The following is a 22981-nucleotide window of genomic DNA, read 5'->3' on the forward strand; positions in this document are numbered from 1 at the left end:
GCCCCTTTAAATAAGGGACGATTTTGATCATCGCGTTACCACCCTAGTTGCAGACAAAAAAAGCCTACCACCTTATTTACATAACGGCTTAGCACCGTCTTTTCCCTTTTGAATATAACTCAATCGAAAAAAGATGCTCTAGGGGCGTAATTCGCGATCATCTATGTGCTGATTTCCACCGACCATCAGCTCTCTAAAACAGGGAAATGATCACTACTTCTCCCTTTCCACGCTCAATTATTCATATACTTTTCTTTATACCATCATTTATATAGGCGTGTCAAATAGAGGTATTAGTTCTTTCCCCACCAATCCTTTATAAAGTCGCAAGGAATATCGTAATAAGAGAAATAACTGGAACACCAACTAATAACGACACATGAAACACAACCGATAAATTATTCCCAATCGTCGCTTCCACAGGATCTTTCGCTGGAGAAGCAAGAAATCCAAGTAATCGCTCGAAGCGGCTTACCGTTTTTGGAAAATCCGGTATTTCTACATGATCGCTATCTAAATGCTGCTTTAATTTATATTCATTCTTAAAAGGATTTTCGCTCAATTTCATCCACCTCCAGCAATTGTTTCAATTTCTTTATCCCGTTATGAAGTCTCGACTTCACTGTTCCAACAGGAATATCTAGTACCTCTGCAATTTCTTTTTGCTGCATATCATGATAATAAGAAAGAATCAGGACCGCTCGCTGTTCTTCAGGAACTTTCAAAATTGCTTCTCTTACCGTAAGCCGGTCTTCGTGGGAAAACTCTACCTCTTGCATTGGTACTAAAAACGGTAAGAGCGAACGCCACTTTTTTCTTCTATTTAATTTATTAATCATAAGACGGTAACCGATTTGAAATAAATACGTTTTAATTTTTCCTTTTCGGGTTTCATACATATGTTTCTTACGCTCTAGAGTCAAAAACGTATCTTGAACGAGATCTATACTCAGTTGTTCATCACGATTAAATCGATACAAAAATGTATATAGCGCTGGTTTGATTAAAACATATAGTTTTTCTCCAGCTTGCTTATCTCCATTTTGGTACGCAAGCATGAGCTCCTCCTCAATCCCAATCTGCGCCATTTTTTTTGATCTCCTTTATTCCTTTTAACGTTAATGAAATACGGGAAATTAAATATACACTTGCGACAATGACCCATGCTTGTGACTGATTCGTAAAAAATTGAACATATGGGTTTTGAATCGTATGGCCGGTTGAAACTAAAATATTTAACGCCAGCACACATATACATGCATACACTGCAAGACAGACCGAAATTGTATCAAATACATTCCAACGAAAATATATTTTTGTTTTTGTAAAATCAATTTTATTTCCATTTTTTCGTACAATATACTTCTTATCCAACGGAATAAGGATTGAAAAAATAACAATCATAATAATCCCAAATGTAATCATTGAAATTTTAAATCCAATTGGCATAGGTAATAACATACCACAAGAAAACACAACTATAATTCCAATTAAAGCAAAAGTCAGCATCAATTTATTAGACATAAAAAAGCCTCCCTCATCTATTCTTTCATAAATGTATACAGACGAGGAAGGCGCTTCGTTCAAATATTATTTTATTTTTTTTATGATTCTTGCAGGATTCCCGCCAACTACTACATTACCTGGCACATCTTTCGTTACAACAGCGCCAGATGCGATGACTGCATTGTCTCCAATTGTTACGCCCGGATTAATGATAGCTCTTCCGCCAATCCATACGTTATCGCCAATTGTAACTGCTTTTCCATATTCTGATCCGCTTATACGCTCTACTGGGTCAAGCGGGTGTGTTGCTGTATAAATGTGAACACCTGGAGCTAACATACAGTTCACTCCGATTGTCACCGGACACACGTCTAAAATTGTACAATCAAAGTTTGCGTAAAAGTTTTCACCAACGTGAATGTTATAACCGTAATCACATCTAAAAGAAGATTCAAGATGAATGTTATCTCCTGTCGTTCCGAATAGTTCTTTTACGATTTCGCTACGCTCTTTTAATTGTACTTCTGGCGTTTCATTTAATTTTCTCGTTAATATACGAGCTTGCTCCCTCTCTTGAATCAAAACAGGATCAGCTGGTATGTACATTTCCCCAAGTATCATCTTTTCTTTTTCTGTTTTCATTTCTTTCTCCCCTTTAACTCGTATGTATAAGTTTATGATACCATAAAAAAAGAAAGGTCTGAACATATTACTTGTTCAGACCCTTCCTTCTTAATCTTCCATCGTTGATAAGTCACCTGTTGGTAAGTTTAGCTCCCACGCTTTTAATACGCGTCGCATAATTTTACCACTTCTCGTTTTCGGTAATTTATCTCTAAATTCAATTTGTCTTGGCGCTGCATGAGCTGCTAGGCCTTTCTTTACAAATTGACGAATCTCTTCTTTTAATTCATCAGATGGTTCGTATCCTGCTCGAAGCGCGATAAATGCTTTAATGATTTCTCCGCGCACTGGATCAGGAATACCAATTACACCAGCTTCTGCAACAGCAGCGTGCTCGATTAATTTACTTTCTACTTCAAATGGACCAACGCGCTCACCTGACGTCATAATTACATCGTCAATACGTCCTTGGAACCAGAAGTATCCGTCTTCATCCATATAAGCAGAGTCACCTGATACGTACCAATCTCCCGGCATAAAGTAAGAATCATATTTTTGCGGGTTATTCCAAACCGCACGCATCATAGATGGCCAACCTTTACCAATTGCTAAGTTCCCCATTGTGTATGGAGGCACTTCATTTCCTTCATTATCAACAATCGCTGCTTTCACACCTGGAATTGGTTTCCCCATTGAACCTGGACGGATTTCCATACAAGGATAGTTACAAATAACTTGTCCACCTGTTTCTGTCATCCACCACGTATCATGAATACGAAGTCCAAATGCGCTCATACCCCAGCGAATTACTTCTGGATTTAATGGCTCACCAACACTTAATACGTGACGCACTTGTGATAAATCATATTTTTTAATTGCGTCTTGTCCAGCTCCCATTAACATACGGAACGCTGTTGGCGCGCTATACCAAACCGTTACACCGTAATCTTGCAGTGCTTCATACCACGCTTCCGGACTAAATCTCCCGCCTAAAATAACATTTGATGCTCCCACTAACCACGGTGCAAAAATACCGTAAGCTGTTCCAGTTACCCAGCCTGGGTCAGCTGTACACCAATATACATCATCTTCTTTTAAATCTAATACCCATTTCGCTGTTTGATAGTGCTGAACCATTGCGTTTTGCGCATGAAGGACGCCTTTTGGCTTACCAGTAGAACCAGATGTGTAATGTAGAATTAAACCGTCTTCACGGCCTAACCACTCGATATGTAATTCTTTTGAAGCTTGTTCAAATAAAGGATTGAACGCTACAGTTTTACCGCCTTCTTCTGCATTGTCTCCAACAAGGAAGACTGTTTTTAAAGCAGGTAAATCATTTAATGGTATGCGCTCTAACAATTCAGGAGTTGTAATTAACACCTTCGCTTCGCTATCTTCTAAACGATCGCGAACTGCGCCTTCCATAAATGCTTCAAATAATGGTCCAACAATTGCCCCTAATTTCACTGCACCTAAAAGTGCGAAATATAATTCTGGGGAACGCGGCATAAAAATAAAAACGCGATCGCCTTTCTCAACATCGCCATAGTTTTTCAGGACATTTCCTGCTTTATTAGAAAAATCCTTCATTTCCTTAAACGTATATTTCTCTTTTCGCGATCCATCTTGATAATAAAGTGCTACTTTATTCTTTCGATCGGATTTCGCATGCTTATCAATTGCCTCATACGCCATATTTACTCTTCTTGTTTCATTCCAAGTAAAATTTTTATTAACCTCTTCCCAGTTAAAATTCGCGTATGCCTCTTCATAATTCGGCAAATTATTTTCTCCTTTAATGACAGGAAGCGTTTCCACTTTCATACTTTACATCCCCCTCCTATGTATTCTATTATCTATTATAATGACATTATTTAAAATTTTCAGTATTTTTGTTGATTTTTAGACAAATTTTTAATGACAAAATTCGATTCACATCGCATATATTATAAAGTACGATATTAATAGATTCACAAACCCTCAAGGTGGTGAGCAATAAATTGATTCATAAAAAAATATATAATGCCAGAAACTTAAAAACAGCGAAAGGCACTTTAATTATTGAAGGTCCTGTCTCTACACATAATCTTGAAATGTATGAATTTCATCCAGACTTAATTGCGTTTCGTCCTGCCGAGCAGCAATATAAAGCAATTGTCGAAATTTCTAAGTTACCAGAAGCTCGTCTCATTATTGCTAGACATGACCAAACGATTGTTGGATATGTTACATACTTGTATCCTGATCCGCTCGAGCGATGGTCAGAAGGAAAGATTGAAAACTTAATTGAGCTTGGGGCGATTGAAGTTGTCCCAGCCTTTCGCGGTTGCTCTGTCGGAAAAAATTTATTAGAAGTTTCAATGATGGACGATCATATGGAAGATTACATTATATTAACGACTGAATATTATTGGCACTGGGATTTAAAACAAACAGGCTTAAATGTTTGGGAATACCGAAAAGTAATGGAAAAAATGATGAATGCTGGTGGTTTACAATGGATGGCTACAGATGATCCTGAAATTTGTTCACATCCTGCCAACTGTTTAATGGTCCGCATCGGTAAACGTGTTGATACAGATTCCATTCAAGCATTTGATCGTCTACGTTTTCACAATCGTTTTATGTATTAATAAAGGGGGCAACTGGAATGATTGTAGAAGAAATTATGAATCAAAATGTAGTAACACTACATCCAGATGACACAATCGAAGCAGCAATCCGAACGATACGTACGAAAGGTATTCGGCACATTCCAATTGTCGATCAAAATAATCACGTAGTAGGCATTATTTCTGATCGAGATGTAAGAGATGCAAGTCCATCAATTCTTGATGAACAAGTTTCACTCGATATGCTGAAGCAACCACTTGAACTCATAATGAAACACCCTGTTATGACTTGTCACCCTCTCGATTTCGTTGAGGAAATTGCTACTTTATTTTTTGAAAATAAAATTGGCTGCCTCCCTGTCACAAAGGCTGGAAAGTTAGTAGGAATTATTTCCGAATCTACAGTGCTACACACATTAGTGAAATTAACAGGAGCACATCAGCCTAGTTCACAAATTGAAATTCAAGTGAAAAATGAACCTGGTATTCTCGGAAAAGTAGTTGCTATTTTTAGTGATTTACAAATAAATATTGTGAGCGTTCTCGTCTATCCAGCAAAAGATGAGAATGATAAAGTACTCGTTTTCCGCATTCAAACGATGAATCCTTTAAGGGTGATTGAAGCACTTGAAACAGAAGGCTATCGTGTTTTATGGCCGAATATAATGGGGATGCAAGCATGAGTAGCGCGTTCATTTATTCGGATGACTTTCGGGGCTATTCTTTTAGCCCTGATCATCCTTTTAACCAACTGCGCGTCACACTCACGTATGATTTATTACAAAAGAGCGGTTTTATCTCTCCCTCTCAAGTCATCGCGCCACGGATGGCTACAGATGAAGAGATTGCCTACGTTCATACAGAGGAGTACATAAATGCGGTAAAACGTGCTGGAGAAGGTAAGTTAGAAAAATCAATTGCGATGACATATGGACTTGGAACAGAAGATACACCAATGTTTCCAAATATGCATGAAGCAAGTGCATTACTCGTTGGTGGAACATTAACAGCTGTCGATGCTGTTATTTCCGGAAAAGTAAAGCACGCCCTCAATTTAGGCGGCGGCTTACATCATGGCTTCCGTGGTAAAGCATCTGGCTTTTGTATTTATAACGATAGCTCTATCGCAATGAAATATATTCAGAAGAAATACGGTTTACGCGTTTTATATATTGATACAGATGCTCATCACGGTGACGGGGTACAATGGTCTTTTTACGACGATCCTAACGTATGCACCATCTCATTACACGAAACTGGGCGTTATTTATTTCCTGGAACTGGCGCAGTAAATGAACGTGGACAAGGAAATGGATATAATTATTCTTTTAACGTTCCACTCGACGCTTTTACAGAAGACGCATCGTTTTTAGATTCATATCGAACAGTTGTAAAAGAAGTGGCAGCATACTTTAAACCGGATATTATTTTAACGCAAAATGGTGCTGATGCACATTATTACGATCCACTTACACACCTTTGCGCAACGATGAACATTTACCGTGAAATACCGAAGCTCGCTCGTGAAATCGCTAATGAATATTGCGACGGTCGCTGGATTGCTGTCGGCGGTGGTGGCTATGATCACTGGCGCGTCGTACCAAGAGCTTGGGCACTCATTTGGCTCGAAATGAACAACATCCAAAACATCTCAGGTTATCTCCCTCCAGAATGGATTGACGCTTGGAAAGGACAAGCAGAAACAGAACTTCCCCTCACATGGGAAGATCCAGACAACATGTATCAACCTATCCCTAGAAAACCAGAAATCGAAGAAAAAAATGCATTAACTGTAGCGAAATCTCTCGAAATTATTCGGAATAATATGACAAAATCTTTATATTAAACAGAGAGGAGGCTCGCTTTTTGAATAGCCTCCTTTTCTTTATTGTCGATTTCTGTCGGTAAGTCGATATATTTTAAAAAGCGCTGATATATTTCGAGTTGCGCCGATATATTTTGATAATCGCTGATATATTTCGAGTTGTGGTCGATATAATCTAATAATCGCTGATATATTTTTATCTACTAATGGACTGGCCCAACTCAAATGAGAAAAGGTAGTGACACTATGTGGAAACAACAAATAATCAATACAAAGCGTGGCACATTCGAAATTTTCACTAAAGGCAATGGCGAACCGCTTTGTATTACACATCACTATTCACAATTTAATGACACTGGCGATTACTTTGCGGATGTTTTTACTTCCACACATCGTGTATTCCTCATTAATTTACGTGATGCTGGTAATTCTGTAAAAGCCAATTCAGAAAAAGAATTGACCATGATTGAAACAATTCATGACTTAGAAGCAATAAGAGATGCTTTACAACTTCCATCGTGGCATTTCGCTGGTCATTCAACAGGCGGTATGCTTGGACTTTTATATACCATTACATATCCAACTTCCTTGCAATCATTAGTCATCGCCGGAGCCGCAGCAAGTAACTATACCGAAACACCATTTTGCATTTATCACCCCGAACATTCGCAGTTTCATTATATGCAACAACTCATTGAAAACTTAAAAAGCCCTCACCTTACAAGTGAAGAACGGAAAGAACTATCTACTAAGAGAACCCAATTATCATTGTATAAACCCGAAAACTACAACTCTTATTTTAGTAAACCAATCCAAAAAACAATGTCCGCTAGCCGGATGAATGTTTTCTCTTATGAATATCCGTTATTTGATTTAAGAAAGTACTTACCTTCTATCCACACAAAGACGCTTATTATTTGCGGAAGACATGATGTGCAGTGCCCGATTCAATATTCTATTGAGATACATGAGGGCATTCGTAATTCTATCTTTGTACCATTTGAGTGCAGTAACCATTATCCTTTTTTAGAAGAAGCCAGTCGGTTTACTTCTATTACTCAAGAATTTTTTGGGATTAAAAAGAAAATTAAGGACTCACAAAGGCAATAAGTCTAGGAAGAGAGAACAAGTTTATTAGTGCTGTTTTGCTAAAGGAGGGAAATAGGGTGAAAGAAAAATTATTAAGAGTTGGAACGACTTATATTCCAGTTACCAACGTAGAACTTTCTTCAAATTGGTATGTGAACAAATTGGGAGCAGAGTTGAACTTTAAAGACGAAGACAAAGCTATTATTAACTTTGCAAATCAAAGCTTTTTTCTAGTTAAATCCCAAGATAATCAAACCTTAAATTTTTTTGATTTTCACGGTGAAGAACGCTTTTCTATAACATTCGAAGTTAATGGATTACATACACTAAAATCAATTCATAGTGAATTTATTGAAAAGGAAATTCTAGTTGGAGGGATTGAAAACAGAGGGCATGCTGGGAAGAATTTTGTTTTTTATGATTTAGATGGTAATAAATTTGATGTTTGGAGTGAATTAAGTCCTATTTTCAAAGAAAAACACCTAATATAGAGTGATTTTTTACAATCAGACGCAAGTATTAAATAACACAGAAAGATACGAGGCTTATTCCATTAAAGCCTCGTTAATGAATATATTAACCTTCAAGAAAAATATTTCACACTAGAAACAACTAAAAGAAGAACAACAAAAACTACTAAACCTAAATCAATAAATACTGACTTTTTATCTCCTTCTTTTAAAGTTATCATAAAATTAGAAATTATTTTAATTCCAAAAAAGACCATCATAAATAACCAACCGAAATGATCATTTGTAGAATCTTCATCATAAAACATTTGTATTGCACCGATAATTAATAAAATAAGTACGATATTAGTTCCAATCTTTACAGCTTTGTTTAATTTATTATCCTTTAATTCAGCCCCCAAAATCTAGCACTCCCTCTCAAACTATCGTGCGTGTTGGCACAGATCTTTTATCCCCTTTTAAATTTTAACATAAATTACCTTATATATCCTTTTCCTTACAGTCATAGGCATTCCGACAATAATGATACTCCCTTCATTACAACATGCTCGCGCTCATAACTTTGCAGAAATAGAAAAGATTTTGTTAGAAGGACGTAAGTAAAAAGCTAACTTTTGCCTTCCTCCCCCACCCTATGCTACATTTAACCCGTTACATCAATATTAATAGGGTGGGAATAAATATGAACAAACCTAAAATTGGGATGATTGGACTTGGAAGTATCGCACAAAAAGCCTATCTTCCAACACTTACAAAAGAAACAGATTGGAATTTTGTAGGGGCGTTTACACCTAACGCGGAGAAAAGGAAACAAGTTTGCCAGCAATACCGCATTCAAGACTTTCATTCTATTGAAACGTTAGCTTCGGAATGCGATGCAATCTTCGTTCACAGTTCAACTGCTACACATTATGAAATCGTTTCTGAACTTCTAAAAAAAGGAATTGACGTTTATGTTGATAAACCGCTAGCAGCTACAGTGGAACAAGCTGAGCAACTAGTTGAGTTGAGCGAAAAGCATAAACGAAAGTTGATGGTCGGATTTAATCGCCGATTCGTTCCTATGTATGTTGCTGCCAAAGAGCAAGCTAATGATATTTCATGGATTCGAATTGAAAAGCACCGCACAAATAAGGTGGGGCCATATACGTATGACTTTACTATGTTAGATGATTACTTACATATTGTAGATACTGCTCGCTGGTTAGCTAACGATGACCTTAACATCGTTCATAATATGATGCAAATCAATGAAAAGAACGAACTTCTTTACGGACATCATACATATACAACTCCAAGTGGACTGTTACTTTCTACCGCGATGCATCGCCATGCAGGTACAAACTTAGAACAAATTGAACTTGTAACGACAGGGAAAATTATTCGCGTAAAAAATATGAACACATTTGAAATTGAACAAGAAAACTCCGTTTCGCAAAGCGGTTCACCATCATGGGATACGACGTTAAAACAGCGCGGTTTTGAAGATGCTGTTCATCATTTTATCGAATGTGTTCACGGAGATACAAAACCTGTTGTAGATGGATTAGAAGGATTAAAAACGCAGCAACTGTTGCAATCTCTACTGGAGAATGCAACTAAAAATTAAAACGGATACATTTTTCAGAATTTACTTTCATTCCCATTTTCCCTTTATTTCTGTCGCAAATTTCTATAGAATATGTTGATAGGAATTATAAATTTCATAATGAATCGTGGAAAGGATGGGATTAACACATGTGGAACGAGTTTAAAAAATTCGCATTCAAAGGGAATGTAATCGATTTAGCTGTCGGGGTTGTAATCGGTGCTGCATTCGGTAAAATCGTTAGTTCTTTAGTAAAAGATATCATCACACCATTACTTGGTATGGTACTGGGCGGCGTTAACTTTACAGATTTAAAACTTACATTCGGTAAATCATCTATTATGTATGGTAACTTCATCCAAACTATTTTTGATTTCTTAATTATTGCAGCTGCTATCTTTATGTTCGTTAAAGTTTTCAACAAACTAACATCTAAAAGAGAAGAAGAAGAAAAGAAAGAAGAACTTCCAGAACCAACAAAAGAAGAAGAAATTCTTGGCGAAATTCGCGACTTACTAAAACAACAAAACTCTTCTAAAGATAGAGCATAATTGAACGGATAAAAGGCATGCCCCTCTCGGGACATGCCTTTTTTATATGCTATAACGTTTCTGAATTCATATGAATAAATAAAATAATACCTGCAACCATAAGTACCATAATACTACCTGCAAATAGTGTAATACCCATGAACATTAAACTTGTGCTCATGTCCACTGATACACTTTCAATAAAAATAGAAATTACATACGTGATAAGGGCGATTCCTGCAAGAATACTTCCTGGAACAAATCGCTTTAAGCCATTTTGTTTTAACGTCATATATGCAAAAATAGCAGTCATGCAAAGCGTAATTATCCAAAGAACGATCATCTCTTCTCCCCCCTCACAAGCCTTTTCTTTCTATTATACATGACATTGCCCTATAATAGTTAAATTTGCACTTGTGTGACATATAACAAGGAATCTCCCCCACTGTAGCGAAAGCATTACAACATACACTTACACAATAAGGAGGCTTTCATTTGGAATACACTACCACATGTAATTTGGAGCTATCCGAAAGATTCGATTATGTTACGATTGACTTAGAAAAACAGTTTTTTTGCATCGACGTTGTAAATTTGCAAAGCGATACAGCTGTACTAAAAATATCAATTAACTTGGAAAAAGATGAAACAATGGTAGAGGGAAATATAATTCAGTACGATACTTTGTACATAGACACATTATTACAAGGATTAAAATGTATTGCTCAAACATGTATTGATCGCAATTTAAGAAACCAAGAGGAACTGTTCGCATTTTTAGAAGAAAATTAGCTCCAATGAAAAAATGGTTATTTTTTCTTTTTATTGATATAATTGTTATATAGAAATATTCTTTATAAGGATGTGTTCATAATGATTTGGATTTCACTAATCGTATTAGCCTATTTCATTATTCTCGTCCCAATACAGTACAACTATATTAAGATGCTCAAGGAAAAACAGAAAAAAATGAACGTGTCTCAAAATGAACTTTACGACAAAATGTCTTATGAAGAATCCCAAATACATTACCATTATCAAAGTAACGTATTTACAATACCGGCTTCACTTATCGCGAGTATTGTTTATAAAGTAAAACATTCAGCATAAGGAGACTCTCCCATATGTACGCTGTAAAATTATTATTTGAATCTGTTCATTCAGGTGAGCCTAATCCTAATAAAATTGATGAACATTATGAAGAGAATCACGATACACTCTTTGAAGAAAGTATCATTCTCGTTAAGGCGAACAGTTTAGAGGAAGCTCATGAGCTAGGTGAAAAGATAGCTCTACAGTCTGAAGATACGTACGATAATATGTACGGTGAGCAAGTAACATGGACGTTTAGAAAAGTGTTGCATGTTTTCGAATTAGATGACACACCATTTGAGACAGGAAAAGAATTATATGCACGCTTTTTACATGTTAAGAAAACTGAAAGTGTAGATACAGTAGTTAAACACCATTATCCTGAATATGAATAAAAGCTCACAGCTATCGCTGTGAGCTCTCTTATTCTTACTTCGTTGAATCTCTAAATTGGATACGGTGAGGTAAGATAACTGAGTGATCTTCTACTTTTTCTTTGTTCATATATTTCGTTAGTAGACGCATTGCTACTGCACCGATATCATACATTGGTTGTACAACTGTCGAAAGTTGCGGACGAACCATTAATGCAAGACGTGTGTTGTCAAAACCAAGCACTTCGATATCCGTTGGTACGTTTAATCCTGCGTCTTGTGCTGCGTGGATTACACCTAGTGCCATTTCATCAGAAGATACGAAGATTGCTGTTGGTTTTTCATCCATGCCCCAAAGTCTTTCAAACGCTTCTATACCTGAATCATATGTGTAATCTCCATCAATTATAAGATTTTCATCATATGAAATACCTGCTTCTTCTAAAGCTTTTTTATAACCTTGTAACTTCTTCGCGCTTCCTGCTTTATTAATGAAAGGACCAGAGACGAAACCGATACGTTTATGTCCTTGCTCAATAAAATGCTTCATTGCATCGTAAGCTGCTTGTGTATAATCAATATTTACTGATGACGTTTCATTTTGTTCATCAAATGACGCTGCTAATACAATTGGTACTGGAGATTTTTTGAACTCTTCAACGTGAATATCTGTAATATCTTCACCCATGAAAACAATCCCGTCCACTTGTTTCCCAAGCATCGTATTTAATAAGTGGAACTCTTTCTCTTTGTTCTGGTCAGAGTTACTTAAAATGATGTTATATTTGTACATTGTTGCGATATCTTCAATTCCACGAGCAAGTTCTGCATAAAACGTATTTGAGATATCAGGAATAATAACACCCACTGTAGTTGTCTTCTTGCTTGCTAGTCCACGTGCTACCGCATTCGGGCGGTATCCTAAACGATCAATTGCTTCTAATACTTTCTTTCTTGTTGTAGGCTTTACATTTGGGTTACCATTCACAACGCGTGATACGGTAGCCATTGAAACATTTGCTTCACGCGCTACATCATAGATTGTTACGTTCATCTCTTCGCACACTCCTTCTATTTATGTTATCTATTTTTATGTATCGGTTCACTTGAATGAAAAAAAGACATCAACTCTATTTGCAGATGCCAACAATCGTCCCGAGTTCTTCCTTTTACTAATGATACGCTAAAAACACAGGGTCATACAATATTTTCCCGCAAAAGTTTCGAAAAAATTCGCTTCTTTTCTCGTATTTTCGTATTTTTTATGCAAAAAAGGTCAATTTTTGTAAAAAAGCTATGTAACAAGGGCTACATAGACTAAGAAATCTTTTTATAAATTACTTCCGAATGCTTTTAATTCTTTCATAAACTCATTGAATTCTGGAATACCCATTTGCTGCGCTGCATCTGATAATGCAACCGCTGGGCCTGGATGTACTTCAGCCATAATAGCAAAAGCACCAATTGCCATAGCCGCTTTTGCAAACGGTAAGAGAAGGTCACGTCGCCCTGTAGAATGCGTTACATCGACAACAACAGGTAAATGTGTTTCTTTCTTTTAAATTGGCACAGCGGAAATATCAAGCGTATTACGCGTTGCTGTTTCATATGTGCGAATACCACGCTTTAATAATATTGGTTTATTTACAGCACCAGCTGCCTTTAACAGTTCAAATTTTTGCATATTGCGAGCGCCAATTTGAATAACATCAACATAATCTGACACTTTAAAGAAGGCACTGAAAGAGTCTATTTCATAAGAAAAAAGAGGTCATTCCCTACTATGTACAGGTAATGACCTCCTTTCTTCTTTCAACATCTTTAGGAAATTCGAAATGTTTTTCTCGAAGTATTCACTTTTTCAGTAGCCTCAGCTTAAAAACTGTCTTTTTTTATTATAGGAAAGAAACAAACGGTTTATCGCTGTTCTTCTCTTTTATAATAACAGCCTCGATTTTATTCTCGGACTTTATTTGTAATTGAACTTTAGCATCTTTAGGAAATTGTTCTAACATACTTTGAGCAGCCGTTTGAGAGAGTGCCATTAATTCTGACTTACCGTTATATTTAACGACAATATCCATCTTTAATTTATCCATCTTATTTTGCTTATAAGAAATCTTAGCATTAACAGGGATATAATCTCCTGGAGAAAATGCCTTCATTGCTTCAGAAAATTTCTTTAGCTTATCATTATCTTCTCCATGTGCCCCCCCAAATTCTTGAGAAGGATACGAATACGACTTTTCATCAATAGTATCCCAATTTCCAAGATTAGTCTCGTTCTTTTGAACAGTAGCGCTTGAAATATAAGTACCATTCTTTAAAGAACTTGTACTTTCTTGCTTGAATATAGCAAATGTAATTGGAGATTTGTTATATTTATCATTTTTATTAATAGCTTCTATAAGCCCCTTAGCGACTTCAGTACCTTTAGAAATAGCTTCCTCATTAGATACACTTGAAGACATAGATAAACCAATAACAACACCAGATAAGCTTAGTTCATTTGAATTTTGTTTGCCGAAGTAGTCCTGTTCTATAATATTAGTCAAAACTGGTACTTCTTGTTTCGTAACTAATTCATCAATTGTTTTCTCTGGAATATATTGATTTAATTGTAATACGTAATTTTCTGTATCGAATTGTTTTGAAGCAATATCCATTAAACCATTTTCATATTCTGCTAAATCTAGTTTAGAATTAGTTTTAACATTAACTGTATTAATTACCTTTTGTTCTTTTAAAGGAATAACAGTTCTATAGTAATCCTTAGAAACAGCATTTCTTGGAATCATACTTTTTTCTTTCGTATCTTTCTGTACAACTTCATCCTTCTTCTCAATAGTATTATTGCTGCAAGCCCCCAGTAATAAACTTAAGCTTGCGATGCATAATGCCATTTTCTTCATTGCTTAAAACCCACTTTCAAAAGTCAATTTACTTAGTTTTAAAGTATCTCTAGTGTACCACTAAATATATTGCAACAAAATAAAAAAGAAGCAAGCCCTTCGCTTGCCTCTCCCTATTTTACATTCTCTTCTAAAGCTTCTTTTTTAATATTCCAGTGCGATGTATGCCATACTACCATTCCATCTTTTATGTATAACACTTGCGGAGATTCATGCTTAATGCTGTACTGCTCTGCAACATGGTTCGAAACATCTCTCGCCTCTTGTACGTATAAGTAATATGCTGGCACTTCTCTTTCTTCACCGCAATACGCTTGAAACTCAGTATATGCACCGTGACTAATTGGGCATGTCGTACTATGCTTAAAAAGAACGTAAGGCTCGTTCTTTTCTACTAACGCTTCAAGTTCTTCAATCGTTTCAATCTTCATCATACTCATCGTTACTCACCTCTCATGCGAAGTCTAGAGCGCTTCTCTCTCTTTTCAGCCTTCTGCTCAGCTTTCTCAAGTTTACGCTCTTCTTTTTCAACCCTTTTCTCTTGTCTCGTAGTACGGTAATGGTTGTATACTTCAATTGCTGCGCTGCTCCACTGTACAACTTGTGCTACTTTATCTGCATTATTTTCAATTTCGTCCGTAACAGACTCTGAAACGTTGCGAAGCTTCGTATTTAAAGAGTGAATCGTCGTTCCGATTCCATCCACACCTTCTACTACTTTATTTAGCGACTGTGACTTCTGTTGAATATCATCAGCTAACGCATTTGTCTTATGTAATAATTGCTCCGTCTCTACGCTTATTCCTTGCATTTGCTTTTCTAAACCTTCTAACGTGCTCGCAACGTTTTCTAACGTCTTCTGAACCGATAACAACGTTCTGCATACATACACTACTAATACTGCGAAAGCAACCGCGATAATAGCCGCACTTACATATAGAAGAACTTGCATTTCATCACTTCCTTTATCTTTTTCATACTTTCCCCTATTATACAATCATTTTCCGTTTCGTTCTAATCCCTATCTTTTCATTAGAATTTTCATACTTATTCGTTAACTTTAACATAAATGATTCAACAAATTCCACTAAGTAGGTTACAATAGGAGAGGATACATAATTAGTAGGGAGGCTTTACATATGAAAGATCCACGCATTGAAAAGTTAGCATACAATTTAATTAACTACTCTATTCGTTTACAAAAAGGCGAAAAAGTATTAATTGAAAACTTTGGCTTACAAAAAGAACTTGTAACTGCACTTGTAAAAGAAGCATATGCAGCTGGTGGTTTCCCATTCGTTTCTTTAAAAGATCATCAAGTAGATCGCTCTTTATTAATGGGTGCTACTGAAGAACATTTCGAACAAATCGCTGCATATGAAGCGAGCGTAATGAAAGATATGGATGCTTACATTGGCCTTCGCTCTGGCGATAACATTAACGAACAAGCTGACGTTCCAAGTGAACGTATGAAAGTTCACGGCCAAACAATTGGCAAAAAAGTTCATAGAGACATCCGTGTTCCGAAAACACGCTGGGTTGTTCTTCGCTACCCAAATGCTTCTATGGCGCAGCTTGCTAAAATGAGCACAGAAGCTTTCGAAGACTTCTACTTCGAAGTTTGTAACTTAGACTACGGTAAAATGGATAAGGCGATGGATAGCCTTGTTACATTAATGAATAAAACAGATAAGGTTCGCTTAACTGGCCCTGGAACTGATTTAACATTCTCTATTAAAGACATTCCAGCTATTAAATGCTCGGGTCATTTAAACATTCCAGATGGTGAAGTATACTCTGCACCAGTTCGCGATTCTGTTAACGGTACAGTTTCTTACAACACACCATCTCCTTACAACGGTTATACATTTGAAAATGTACAACTTAAATTTGAGAATGGCCAAATCGTTGATGCAACTGCAAACGATTCAGAGCGCATTAACAAAATCTTCGATACGGACGAAGGCGCACGCTACGTTGGTGAGTTCGCAATCGGCGTAAACCCATACATCTTACATCCAATGGGAGACATTCTATTCGATGAAAAAATCGATGGCAGCTTCCACTTCACACCTGGACAAGCTTATGATGATGCATGGAACGGCAACAACTCTAACATTCACTGGGATTTAGTATGCATTCAGCGCCCTGAATACGGCGGCGGTGAAATTTACTTCGACGACGTATTAATCCGTAAAGACGGACGCTTCGTTGTAACTGAACTAGAAGCTTTAAATCCTGAGAACTTAAAATAATATGAAAAGCGCTCGGATAGAATCCCGAGCGCTTTTTTATTAATACTCTAATAATTTTTTAGCCACATCTTCTGGTACTTTAAAACTATTTTTATTTTTTATTTTATTAATTTTCAATTCAACCTCAACATAAGGGACATCTTTATATACTGTCATAGTACCAATTTCATATAACTCTTTTTTATCTTTACTCGAATCCAATAATTCCGGTGTATCCTCTTGATACATTTTAAACGTTTTCCCTTGCGGAGTATCTAAAGGAGCCGATTCCATTTCCCACTCATCCATTTTGATTGATTCAAACAACTTTGTGATTTCTTTCTTATCAGTAATTGTTTTTTTATCACTCGAATCAATAAGGGATTCTATTTCAATTTTTTGTGCCTTTTCTAAACTAACATCAGACTTCTCTTTCTTCGCACTACATCCTATTAAAAGAATCGATGTCGTTAATAAAAATAAACAGAGCGCACATATTTTTTTCATTCCAAATCCCTCCCTACACTATATAGAACTACTTTCCTCACTTTTTGTTTGCTGAAAATGAAAATAAAATAAAAGCGTCACTGCGATAGTACCTATTAATATTGGAACATATAAGGGCAGATCCCATTTCATATATACTCTAGTGCAACCAACAAGCACAAACAAAATAAAGGTTTTACATATTTCATTTTTACCCTACCATTTCTATTTTTACACTTGGATTCTCTTTTTCTACAAGCGATAAAAACTGCGTCATATGTTGCGGCATCGCGATCATATGTACTTTATATGCATTCGTCGTAATTTCAAGGGATTTCCCAACTTGACGAACAATTATTATATCTTTTAATACAACATCATCATTTAAAATACCGTACTTTAATACGCCATTTTCCACCTTATGTTTTTTAATAAATATTTCCCAAACGATTGGTACATTTACAATGAAGCATAAACCCATTCCAATCAACGCTGACATCCACTGCTCTTTATTTGTGAAAAGCATGACAATTGGATACACAAACATAAAAGCTAACGTGAGACTAACGAAAATTACTGCTGACTTACTTCTTTGAATTGGAAAATCCATACACGCACCCCCTAACTAAATTATACCATTTTTTCCATTTTAGTTCATAAAAAAAAGGCCATTTATGAATGACCTTTTTAAACAGTATACCTATAAAATTTCTTATCTACCTCTAGCACTGGAAAACTTTTTGGTAACTCTTCTATACTCACGCTTTGAAAACCATTCTTTTCGTAGAAACGGTGTGCTGCTAGAAATTTAACTGTTGTTCCTAAATAAATGTCTTCCAAGTTCTTTTCCTTCGCCCAAGAAATTGCTGTTTGAAGTAGCGTATGTGATGCGCCCCATTCTTTTCCGCGGAACTCTTTCTTCACGAACATTTTTCTTAGCGCTACTTGATGCTTTCCAATATCTAATAAAGCTACCGTTCCAACTACTTTCCCATCATAAGTTGCTACCCAAAAATTTCCGTTGTCCCTTTGATAGAACGTTTCTATTTCAAGTAAGTCAGGCTGCTCTTCTTTCGTAATAGGGACATTGTACTCTTTTCGCTGAATATGAACGATGAGATCTACTACTTCCTCTTGAAACATACTTTCATACGGAATAATACAAATCTTCTCGTTCATCGAATCTTTTTCCATTCTGAAGCTAGTAAACTATACACAGCGATATCTTGGAAATGATCGTATAACCATTCTTCATCTCTTAAAATGCCATCTAATTTAAAACCTAAACGTTCTGGAATCGCACGGCTTTTCGCATTTTCAACACCGCAACGAATTTCAATTTTATTCAGCTTTAAATTATCAAATGCATAATGAAGCACAGTCTTCACACTTCGCGTCATAATACCTTTCGCACCAGCATCTTCTGCAAGATAATATCCAAGACTCGTAGCTTTCTTACCCCAGCTCACCGGATGAATACCTACCATCCCAACGAGCTTTCCTTTATAGCGTATACCAGCCTCAAACCCATCTCCCTCTGCAAATTTCTTTAACCACATCGGAAAAATCTCATTATACGCATCAGCTGATTTCGTCCCATCTACCCAAGGGAGCCATCTTCTTAAATGGTTACGGTTTTGATCTAATAATTGATATAATTCCTCTTTATGATGTTTTTCTAATAGTTGTAGTTCGATTTCGTCATCTACTCGGAGTGTGAACATGTTTTTTAGCCCCTTTTTATTTTTCTTATTATTCTAACACTTACAGATACAAAATGTTAAATATTCACACTTTTTTCGGTTTTATATAAGAACAATCACTATATATGATTGATACCTAGATATGAATCATATATAGTTAAAGTATGGAAAAAAATGATAATTTTATAATTCAATTACGTAAAGGTGTTTTTGATCTCGCTATTTTGTCTTTAATAAGTAGACAACCTATGTACGGATACGAAATTACAAGTGCCTTACAAGATATCCCTGTGTTTCATATCCCGAACGGTTCGATTTATCCTATATTAAATCGAATCACGAAAAACAATTGGGCTGTTTCCTATTGGGAAGAGTCCGGTGATGGCCCAAAAAGAAAATATTATCGAATTACAGACGAAGGGAGAGAAATTTTAAATAGTCGCTTACATGATTATGACGCAGTGTATCATGCCCTAATGTTACTAGCTAAAGGAGAGGATAAAAGATGAACAAAGAACAATTCTTTTCAAATGAACTCATAGCTTCTTTCTTACATGATCTTCACAAAGGCTTAATGAACTTACCTACGTCAGCAAGAGAACAACATGTGCTAGAAATCAAATCCGATTTATATGAAAATGCATTAAGTAAAGAAAGTGAAGGGATACCATCAGCAAGTATTCCTTCACAAGTGATTGAAGAATTTCTTCCTCCAAAAGAATTAGCAAAGGAAATTGCAGTAGAATATACAGATGTTATTCAAGATGCACAGCAATCGACAAATACATTTATTAAATATTATTCCGGTCTATCTATCGGTCCACTGGGTGCTCTATCAGTTCCTATCGTATTAGGTTTCATCAATATTTCATCTAATTTACCATTTGTACTAGCATTTATTGCAAGCAACATTTGGTTTATCTGTAGAGAAAATCATTGGAATACAGATTTATTAAAATACTTTAAAACAATTATTTTCATCAGTTCAAGACTGTTAATCGCTCTTCCATTCACCTTTTTCGCGATTCGAATTATAATAACAAAACAATTCGATATGTTTTCATTCTATTATTTAATTGGATATGTACTTTTTAGTTCAATTTATATCGTTTTGTTAAAACAACTATACAAAAAGAATAAACAATACCAACATATCAACGCTTTTTAAATGTATCGAACACAGCAAAAAAGACGCACAGCCAAGCTATGCGTCTTTTCTATTACTTCTCTGCAACTTGAACTTCTTTTACGTAAGCTGCTTCGAATTTTTGGATGTCTCCTGCGCCCATGAAAATAAGAACGCCGTTTTTATGTTTCTTTAACACATCCGTTGTTGTATCTGTAATCAGCTCTGCGCCATCGATACGTTTTTGCAGATCTTCAATTGTTAATTCACCTTTGTTTTCACGTGCTGATCCGAAAATATCACATAAGTATACTTGGTCAGCTTTACTTAAGCTTTCCGCGAACTCATCTAAAAACTTCTCTGTACGTGAGAATGTATGTGGTTGGAATACAGCGACAACTTCACGCTCTGGATGTTTTTGACGTGCTGCTTCAATCGTTGCATTAATTTCTGTCGGATGGTGTGCATAGTCATCAATGATAACTTGTTCTCCCATTGGCTTTTCATTAAAGCGACGTTTTACGCCTTCAAAAGTTGTTAGCTGATGCTTAACTGCTTCTACATCAACGTTTTCATAATGGCAAAGCGCGATTACTGCTAATGCATTTAATACGCTGTGATCGCCGTATCCTGTAATTTTGAACGTGTCATAATACGTATTACGAACGAATACATCGAATATAGTACCATCAGTTCTCTTTTGAATGTTACGTGCTTGGAAATCATTATCTTCTCCAAATCCATAGAAAATAACAGGTACTTTCGCTTGAACTTTTTGAAGTTCTTCATCATCACCACATGCAATAATACCTTTTTTCACTTGCAATGCCATCTCTTGGAATGCATTAAATACATCATTGATGTCTGCAAAATAATCTGGGTGATCGAAATCGATATTTGTCATGATTGCATAGTCTGGATAGTAAGACAAGAAATGACGACGATACTCACAAGCTTCAAATACAAAATACTTACTATTTTCTACCCCATGCCCCGTTCCATCTCCAATAAGGTATGATGTTGGGTGTGCACCTTGCATTACATGGGCTAACAAACCAGTTGTTGATGTTTTTCCATGTGCACCAGTTACAGCAACACTTGTGTACTGATTCATAAGATCACCTAAGAAGTGATGGTAACGATGTACTGGGATATTTAATTCTTTTGCTGCTACGATTTCTTCATGCGTATCAGGAAATGCATTTCCTGCGATAATCACTTGTCCTTCTTTAATATTATTCTTATCAAAAGGAAGGATGGAAATACCACGCTTTTCCAATGCTGTTTGTGTAAAGAAACGCTTTTCATAATCAGACCCTTGAACAGTATGCTTCATGTCATGAAGAATTTGTGCTAATGAACTCATTCCTGTTCCTTTAATTCCTACAAAATGGTAAACTGTCATCTTAAAGAACCTCCAACATTTCGAACTAATACAACGGCCTATCTATAAGACAGTATATGAATCTTTTCTTATTTTGGTAATCATCATACATTTCTGATGCAGTGAATTTCTTTTTATATTCACTTATCAGTGATAAACTCGTACGTACTTCTTTTATGTCCATAACACATTTATTATAGCAAAAAACAAGCCGCTATACTATGATAACAGAAAAACTGATAGGGTCAATCACCTATCAGTTTTTCTCGCTTTTACATATCTTCTTTTGTTTCTAATTGAACACGCTCGAGACGTGAATTTGGACGGTATTTACGACCAGCTTTTGCTTCTGGTTTTCCATTTAATTCTACGTTATCACCAGTAAAACCAATATTCATTTTTAATAAGCTACTTCCTACTCCGTATATATCGACAGGAACATTTTGAGCTTCAAATTCACGAATACGCTTCTCATCAAACCCACCAGTTACAACGATATCTACATGTTGGAACCCTTCCTCATCAAGAGCCTTACGAAGTGCAAATACAAGTGATGGATTTACACCACGTGGATCGAATGTTCCAAGTACTTCTGGATGACGAATGAAGTATTGATCAATCATTGTGCGAGACGTATCGACACGTACACCTTTTAATGTTGATCCAAATTCACGCGCTACGCGAAGTGCATCTGTAATGACATCATTGTTATAATCAATTAGTACGACTAATTCATCTTCTGGGAATTTTTTATGATATGCCTTTGCAGCTTCAACAACATCACCATTAAACATTTGAATTAAAGCGTGAGGCATCGTCCCCATACCACTTCTGCCCCACCATTCATTCATTGCATGCGTCGCTTGCGCGCTCATACCTCCGATGTATGCCGCATAGCCGTCACCAGCTTGTTGCGTATAATGATCGTCACGATCTCCCATGAAAATAACCGGTTTTTCTTTATCTACACTACGTGCAGCTTGGACAACGTTATATACGTTTGTCGCAACTGATGTACGACGAGCTAAAATCCCATCAATTACACCTTCTAAAAAGCCGAAGTATTCATAAGGACCATGAATTGTTAAAACTGTTTCAAACGGACTAATATTATCGCCATCCTTTAAAGAATGAATTTCTAATTCCTCAGGATTTTTGGCAAATGTTTGTAGCAATGCGATTACCTCATCTGCTCCGCAAAGAACTGCATGTTCTTTTTGAAAAAACTGCATTGTTACAACACTTTTCGGGCGAAATTCTTCAATGATTTCTCTAGTTTTTAAAAAGTAAACGGCAGAGAACCAGCCTTCTCCAACACGTTCATCAAATTTAAATGTTTTATTTGTTAGTCGATTTATTTCACCTTTTAATTTTAATTCAATTTCTTTCATGTCGCTTTACTCCCTACTTTACTATCCAACAT

Annotated in this window: 30 protein-coding genes, 1 pseudogene and 1 other annotated feature; of the genes and pseudogenes, 13 read left to right on the plus strand and 18 right to left on the minus strand. The window is 36.1% G+C overall.

From position 1 onward, the window contains the following. Window positions 1-10: 10 nt before the first annotated feature. Window positions 11-239 (minus strand) — a binding site (T-box leader). Window positions 240-316: 77 nt separating this feature from the next. The 5 genes from MR155_RS16085 to acsA all read right to left on the minus strand — a co-directional run bounded on the left by MR155_RS16085 (window position 317) and on the right by acsA (window position 3957). Further along, window positions 317-562: a hypothetical protein gene (locus MR155_RS16085; RefSeq protein ID WP_002138639.1), complete on the minus strand. Its 246-nt coding sequence runs from the start codon at window positions 560-562 to the stop codon at window positions 317-319. Beyond that, window positions 543-1088: an RNA polymerase sigma factor gene (locus MR155_RS16090; protein ID WP_016120899.1), complete on the minus strand. Its 546-nt coding sequence runs from the start codon at window positions 1086-1088 to the stop codon at window positions 543-545. Before MR155_RS16090 ends, MR155_RS16085 begins: the two co-directional genes overlap by 20 nt. Beyond that, window positions 1069-1524, minus strand: coding sequence for a hypothetical protein (locus tag MR155_RS16095; RefSeq protein ID WP_098635269.1), 456 nt, complete (start codon window positions 1522-1524; stop codon window positions 1069-1071). The genes MR155_RS16090 and MR155_RS16095 overlap by 20 nt, the downstream gene beginning before the upstream one ends. 66 nt (window positions 1525-1590) lie before the next feature. Continuing rightward, window positions 1591-2148, minus strand: coding sequence for a maltose acetyltransferase domain-containing protein (locus MR155_RS16100; RefSeq protein WP_242310531.1), 558 nt, complete (start codon window positions 2146-2148; stop codon window positions 1591-1593). 90 nt (window positions 2149-2238) lie between these two features. Next, on the minus strand, window positions 2239-3957 hold the full coding sequence (gene acsA / locus MR155_RS16105) for an acetate--CoA ligase (protein ID WP_242310533.1): 1719 nt from the start codon (window positions 3955-3957) through the stop codon (window positions 2239-2241). A 176-nt stretch (window positions 3958-4133) separates the two neighbouring features. On the opposite strand from acsA, the gene acuA reads away from it, so the two are divergent. From acuA to MR155_RS16130, 5 genes are all read left to right on the plus strand, one after another. Then, window positions 4134-4766, plus strand: coding sequence for an acetoin utilization protein acetyltransferase AcuA (acuA, locus tag MR155_RS16110; protein WP_002112293.1), 633 nt, complete (start codon window positions 4134-4136; stop codon window positions 4764-4766). A 17-nt stretch (window positions 4767-4783) separates the two neighbouring features. Then, on the plus strand, window positions 4784-5428 hold the full coding sequence (locus MR155_RS16115; protein WP_242310535.1) for an acetoin utilization AcuB family protein: 645 nt from the start codon (window positions 4784-4786) through the stop codon (window positions 5426-5428). Then, on the plus strand, window positions 5425-6591 hold the full coding sequence (acuC, locus tag MR155_RS16120; RefSeq protein ID WP_242248631.1) for an acetoin utilization protein AcuC: 1167 nt from the start codon (window positions 5425-5427) through the stop codon (window positions 6589-6591). The genes MR155_RS16115 and acuC overlap by 4 nt, the downstream gene beginning before the upstream one ends. A gap of 225 nt (window positions 6592-6816) precedes the next feature. Further along, on the plus strand, window positions 6817-7680 hold the full coding sequence (locus MR155_RS16125) for an alpha/beta fold hydrolase (RefSeq protein WP_219301241.1): 864 nt from the start codon (window positions 6817-6819) through the stop codon (window positions 7678-7680). 56 nt (window positions 7681-7736) lie between these two features. Beyond that, window positions 7737-8150, plus strand: a complete 414-nt coding sequence (locus tag MR155_RS16130) for a VOC family protein (protein ID WP_242310537.1) — start codon at window positions 7737-7739, stop codon at window positions 8148-8150. A 92-nt stretch (window positions 8151-8242) separates the two neighbouring features. On the opposite strand, the gene MR155_RS16135 is transcribed toward MR155_RS16130, so the two are convergent. Next, window positions 8243-8530: a hypothetical protein gene (locus tag MR155_RS16135; RefSeq protein WP_113935749.1), complete on the minus strand. Its 288-nt coding sequence runs from the start codon at window positions 8528-8530 to the stop codon at window positions 8243-8245. 281 nt (window positions 8531-8811) lie between these two features. Between MR155_RS16135 and MR155_RS16140 the strand changes: the two genes are divergently transcribed. Both MR155_RS16140 and mscL read left to right on the plus strand, forming a co-directional pair. Next, window positions 8812-9738, plus strand: a complete 927-nt coding sequence (locus MR155_RS16140; RefSeq protein ID WP_219301239.1) for a Gfo/Idh/MocA family protein — start codon at window positions 8812-8814, stop codon at window positions 9736-9738. Between the two features lie 128 nt (window positions 9739-9866). Continuing rightward, window positions 9867-10268 (plus strand): large-conductance mechanosensitive channel protein MscL, encoded by a 402-nt coding sequence (mscL, locus tag MR155_RS16145; RefSeq protein ID WP_002015591.1) that lies wholly within the window; start codon window positions 9867-9869, stop codon window positions 10266-10268. Between the two features lie 49 nt (window positions 10269-10317). On the opposite strand, the gene MR155_RS16150 is transcribed toward mscL, so the two are convergent. Further along, window positions 10318-10590, minus strand: a complete 273-nt coding sequence (locus MR155_RS16150; protein WP_000636592.1) for a DUF3917 domain-containing protein — start codon at window positions 10588-10590, stop codon at window positions 10318-10320. 152 nt (window positions 10591-10742) lie between these two features. Between MR155_RS16150 and dhp61 the strand changes: the two genes are divergently transcribed. The 3 genes from dhp61 to MR155_RS16165 all read left to right on the plus strand — a co-directional run bounded on the left by dhp61 (window position 10743) and on the right by MR155_RS16165 (window position 11734). Further along, entirely contained in the window at window positions 10743-11039 is a 297-nt protein-coding gene (gene dhp61, locus MR155_RS16155) for a protein Dhp61 (protein ID WP_242310538.1), read from the plus strand. A gap of 81 nt (window positions 11040-11120) precedes the next feature. Continuing rightward, complete coding sequence (locus MR155_RS16160) at window positions 11121-11357, plus strand: DUF3949 domain-containing protein (protein WP_002138662.1); 237 nt, start codon at window positions 11121-11123, stop codon at window positions 11355-11357. 14 nt (window positions 11358-11371) lie between these two features. Further along, window positions 11372-11734, plus strand: a complete 363-nt coding sequence (locus MR155_RS16165) for a DUF4288 domain-containing protein (protein ID WP_242310540.1) — start codon at window positions 11372-11374, stop codon at window positions 11732-11734. 34 nt (window positions 11735-11768) lie between these two features. On the opposite strand, the gene ccpA is transcribed toward MR155_RS16165, so the two are convergent. The 5 genes and pseudogenes from ccpA to MR155_RS16190 form a co-directional block, all read right to left on the minus strand. Next, window positions 11769-12767, minus strand: a complete 999-nt coding sequence (ccpA, locus tag MR155_RS16170; protein ID WP_002034370.1) for a catabolite control protein A — start codon at window positions 12765-12767, stop codon at window positions 11769-11771. 276 nt (window positions 12768-13043) lie between these two features. Beyond that, window positions 13044-13442 (minus strand): annotated as a pseudogene (locus MR155_RS16175) (bifunctional 3-deoxy-7-phosphoheptulonate synthase/chorismate mutase); the annotation flags it as partial. Between the two features lie 166 nt (window positions 13443-13608). After that, window positions 13609-14625, minus strand: coding sequence for a CamS family sex pheromone protein (locus MR155_RS16180; protein ID WP_012261839.1), 1017 nt, complete (start codon window positions 14623-14625; stop codon window positions 13609-13611). Window positions 14626-14738: 113 nt separating this feature from the next. Continuing rightward, window positions 14739-15065, minus strand: a complete 327-nt coding sequence (gene ytxJ / locus MR155_RS16185; RefSeq protein ID WP_002067603.1) for a bacillithiol system redox-active protein YtxJ — start codon at window positions 15063-15065, stop codon at window positions 14739-14741. Window positions 15066-15067: 2 nt separating this feature from the next. Further along, complete coding sequence (locus tag MR155_RS16190; protein WP_049946680.1) at window positions 15068-15577, minus strand: DUF948 domain-containing protein; 510 nt, start codon at window positions 15575-15577, stop codon at window positions 15068-15070. 187 nt (window positions 15578-15764) lie between these two features. Between MR155_RS16190 and MR155_RS16195 the strand changes: the two genes are divergently transcribed. Continuing rightward, window positions 15765-16880 carry an aminopeptidase gene (locus tag MR155_RS16195; protein WP_002067601.1) on the plus strand — a complete coding sequence of 372 codons (1116 nt, stop codon included), beginning with the start codon at window positions 15765-15767 and terminating at the stop codon, window positions 16878-16880. Window positions 16881-16919: 39 nt separating this feature from the next. On the opposite strand, the gene MR155_RS16200 is transcribed toward MR155_RS16195, so the two are convergent. The 4 genes from MR155_RS16200 to MR155_RS16215 all read right to left on the minus strand — a co-directional run bounded on the left by MR155_RS16200 (window position 16920) and on the right by MR155_RS16215 (window position 19069). Continuing rightward, window positions 16920-17366 carry a hypothetical protein gene (locus MR155_RS16200; RefSeq protein WP_242310542.1) on the minus strand — a complete coding sequence of 149 codons (447 nt, stop codon included), beginning with the start codon at window positions 17364-17366 and terminating at the stop codon, window positions 16920-16922. A gap of 190 nt (window positions 17367-17556) precedes the next feature. After that, on the minus strand, window positions 17557-17955 hold the full coding sequence (locus MR155_RS16205; protein ID WP_113935754.1) for a PH domain-containing protein: 399 nt from the start codon (window positions 17953-17955) through the stop codon (window positions 17557-17559). Between the two features lie 77 nt (window positions 17956-18032). Then, on the minus strand, window positions 18033-18524 hold the full coding sequence (locus MR155_RS16210) for a GNAT family N-acetyltransferase (RefSeq protein WP_002138670.1): 492 nt from the start codon (window positions 18522-18524) through the stop codon (window positions 18033-18035). Next, complete coding sequence (locus MR155_RS16215; protein ID WP_242310544.1) at window positions 18521-19069, minus strand: GNAT family N-acetyltransferase; 549 nt, start codon at window positions 19067-19069, stop codon at window positions 18521-18523. The genes MR155_RS16210 and MR155_RS16215 overlap by 4 nt, the downstream gene beginning before the upstream one ends. A gap of 143 nt (window positions 19070-19212) precedes the next feature. Between MR155_RS16215 and MR155_RS16220 the strand changes: the two genes are divergently transcribed. Together MR155_RS16220 and MR155_RS16225 are read left to right on the plus strand one after the other, a co-directional pair. Continuing rightward, window positions 19213-19557: a PadR family transcriptional regulator gene (locus tag MR155_RS16220; RefSeq protein ID WP_242310546.1), complete on the plus strand. Its 345-nt coding sequence runs from the start codon at window positions 19213-19215 to the stop codon at window positions 19555-19557. After that, window positions 19554-20216, plus strand: a complete 663-nt coding sequence (locus MR155_RS16225) for an HAAS signaling domain-containing protein (protein ID WP_242310548.1) — start codon at window positions 19554-19556, stop codon at window positions 20214-20216. Before MR155_RS16220 ends, MR155_RS16225 begins: the two co-directional genes overlap by 4 nt. 52 nt (window positions 20217-20268) lie before the next feature. Here the strand turns inward: MR155_RS16225 and murC are convergent, their stop codons facing one another. Together murC and MR155_RS16235 are read right to left on the minus strand one after the other, a co-directional pair. Continuing rightward, window positions 20269-21579: a UDP-N-acetylmuramate--L-alanine ligase gene (gene murC, locus MR155_RS16230; RefSeq protein ID WP_002015598.1), complete on the minus strand. Its 1311-nt coding sequence runs from the start codon at window positions 21577-21579 to the stop codon at window positions 20269-20271. Window positions 21580-21830: 251 nt separating this feature from the next. Next, a complete protein-coding gene (locus MR155_RS16235; RefSeq protein ID WP_002015597.1) occupies window positions 21831-22949 on the minus strand; it encodes a nicotinate phosphoribosyltransferase in 1119 nt (372 codons plus the stop codon). Window positions 22950-22981 lie beyond the last annotated feature (32 nt).

It is taken from the genome of Bacillus cereus group sp. BfR-BA-01331 (genome assembly GCF_022663915.1).
GTDB lineage: Bacteria > Bacillota > Bacilli > Bacillales > Bacillaceae_G > Bacillus_A > Bacillus_A mycoides.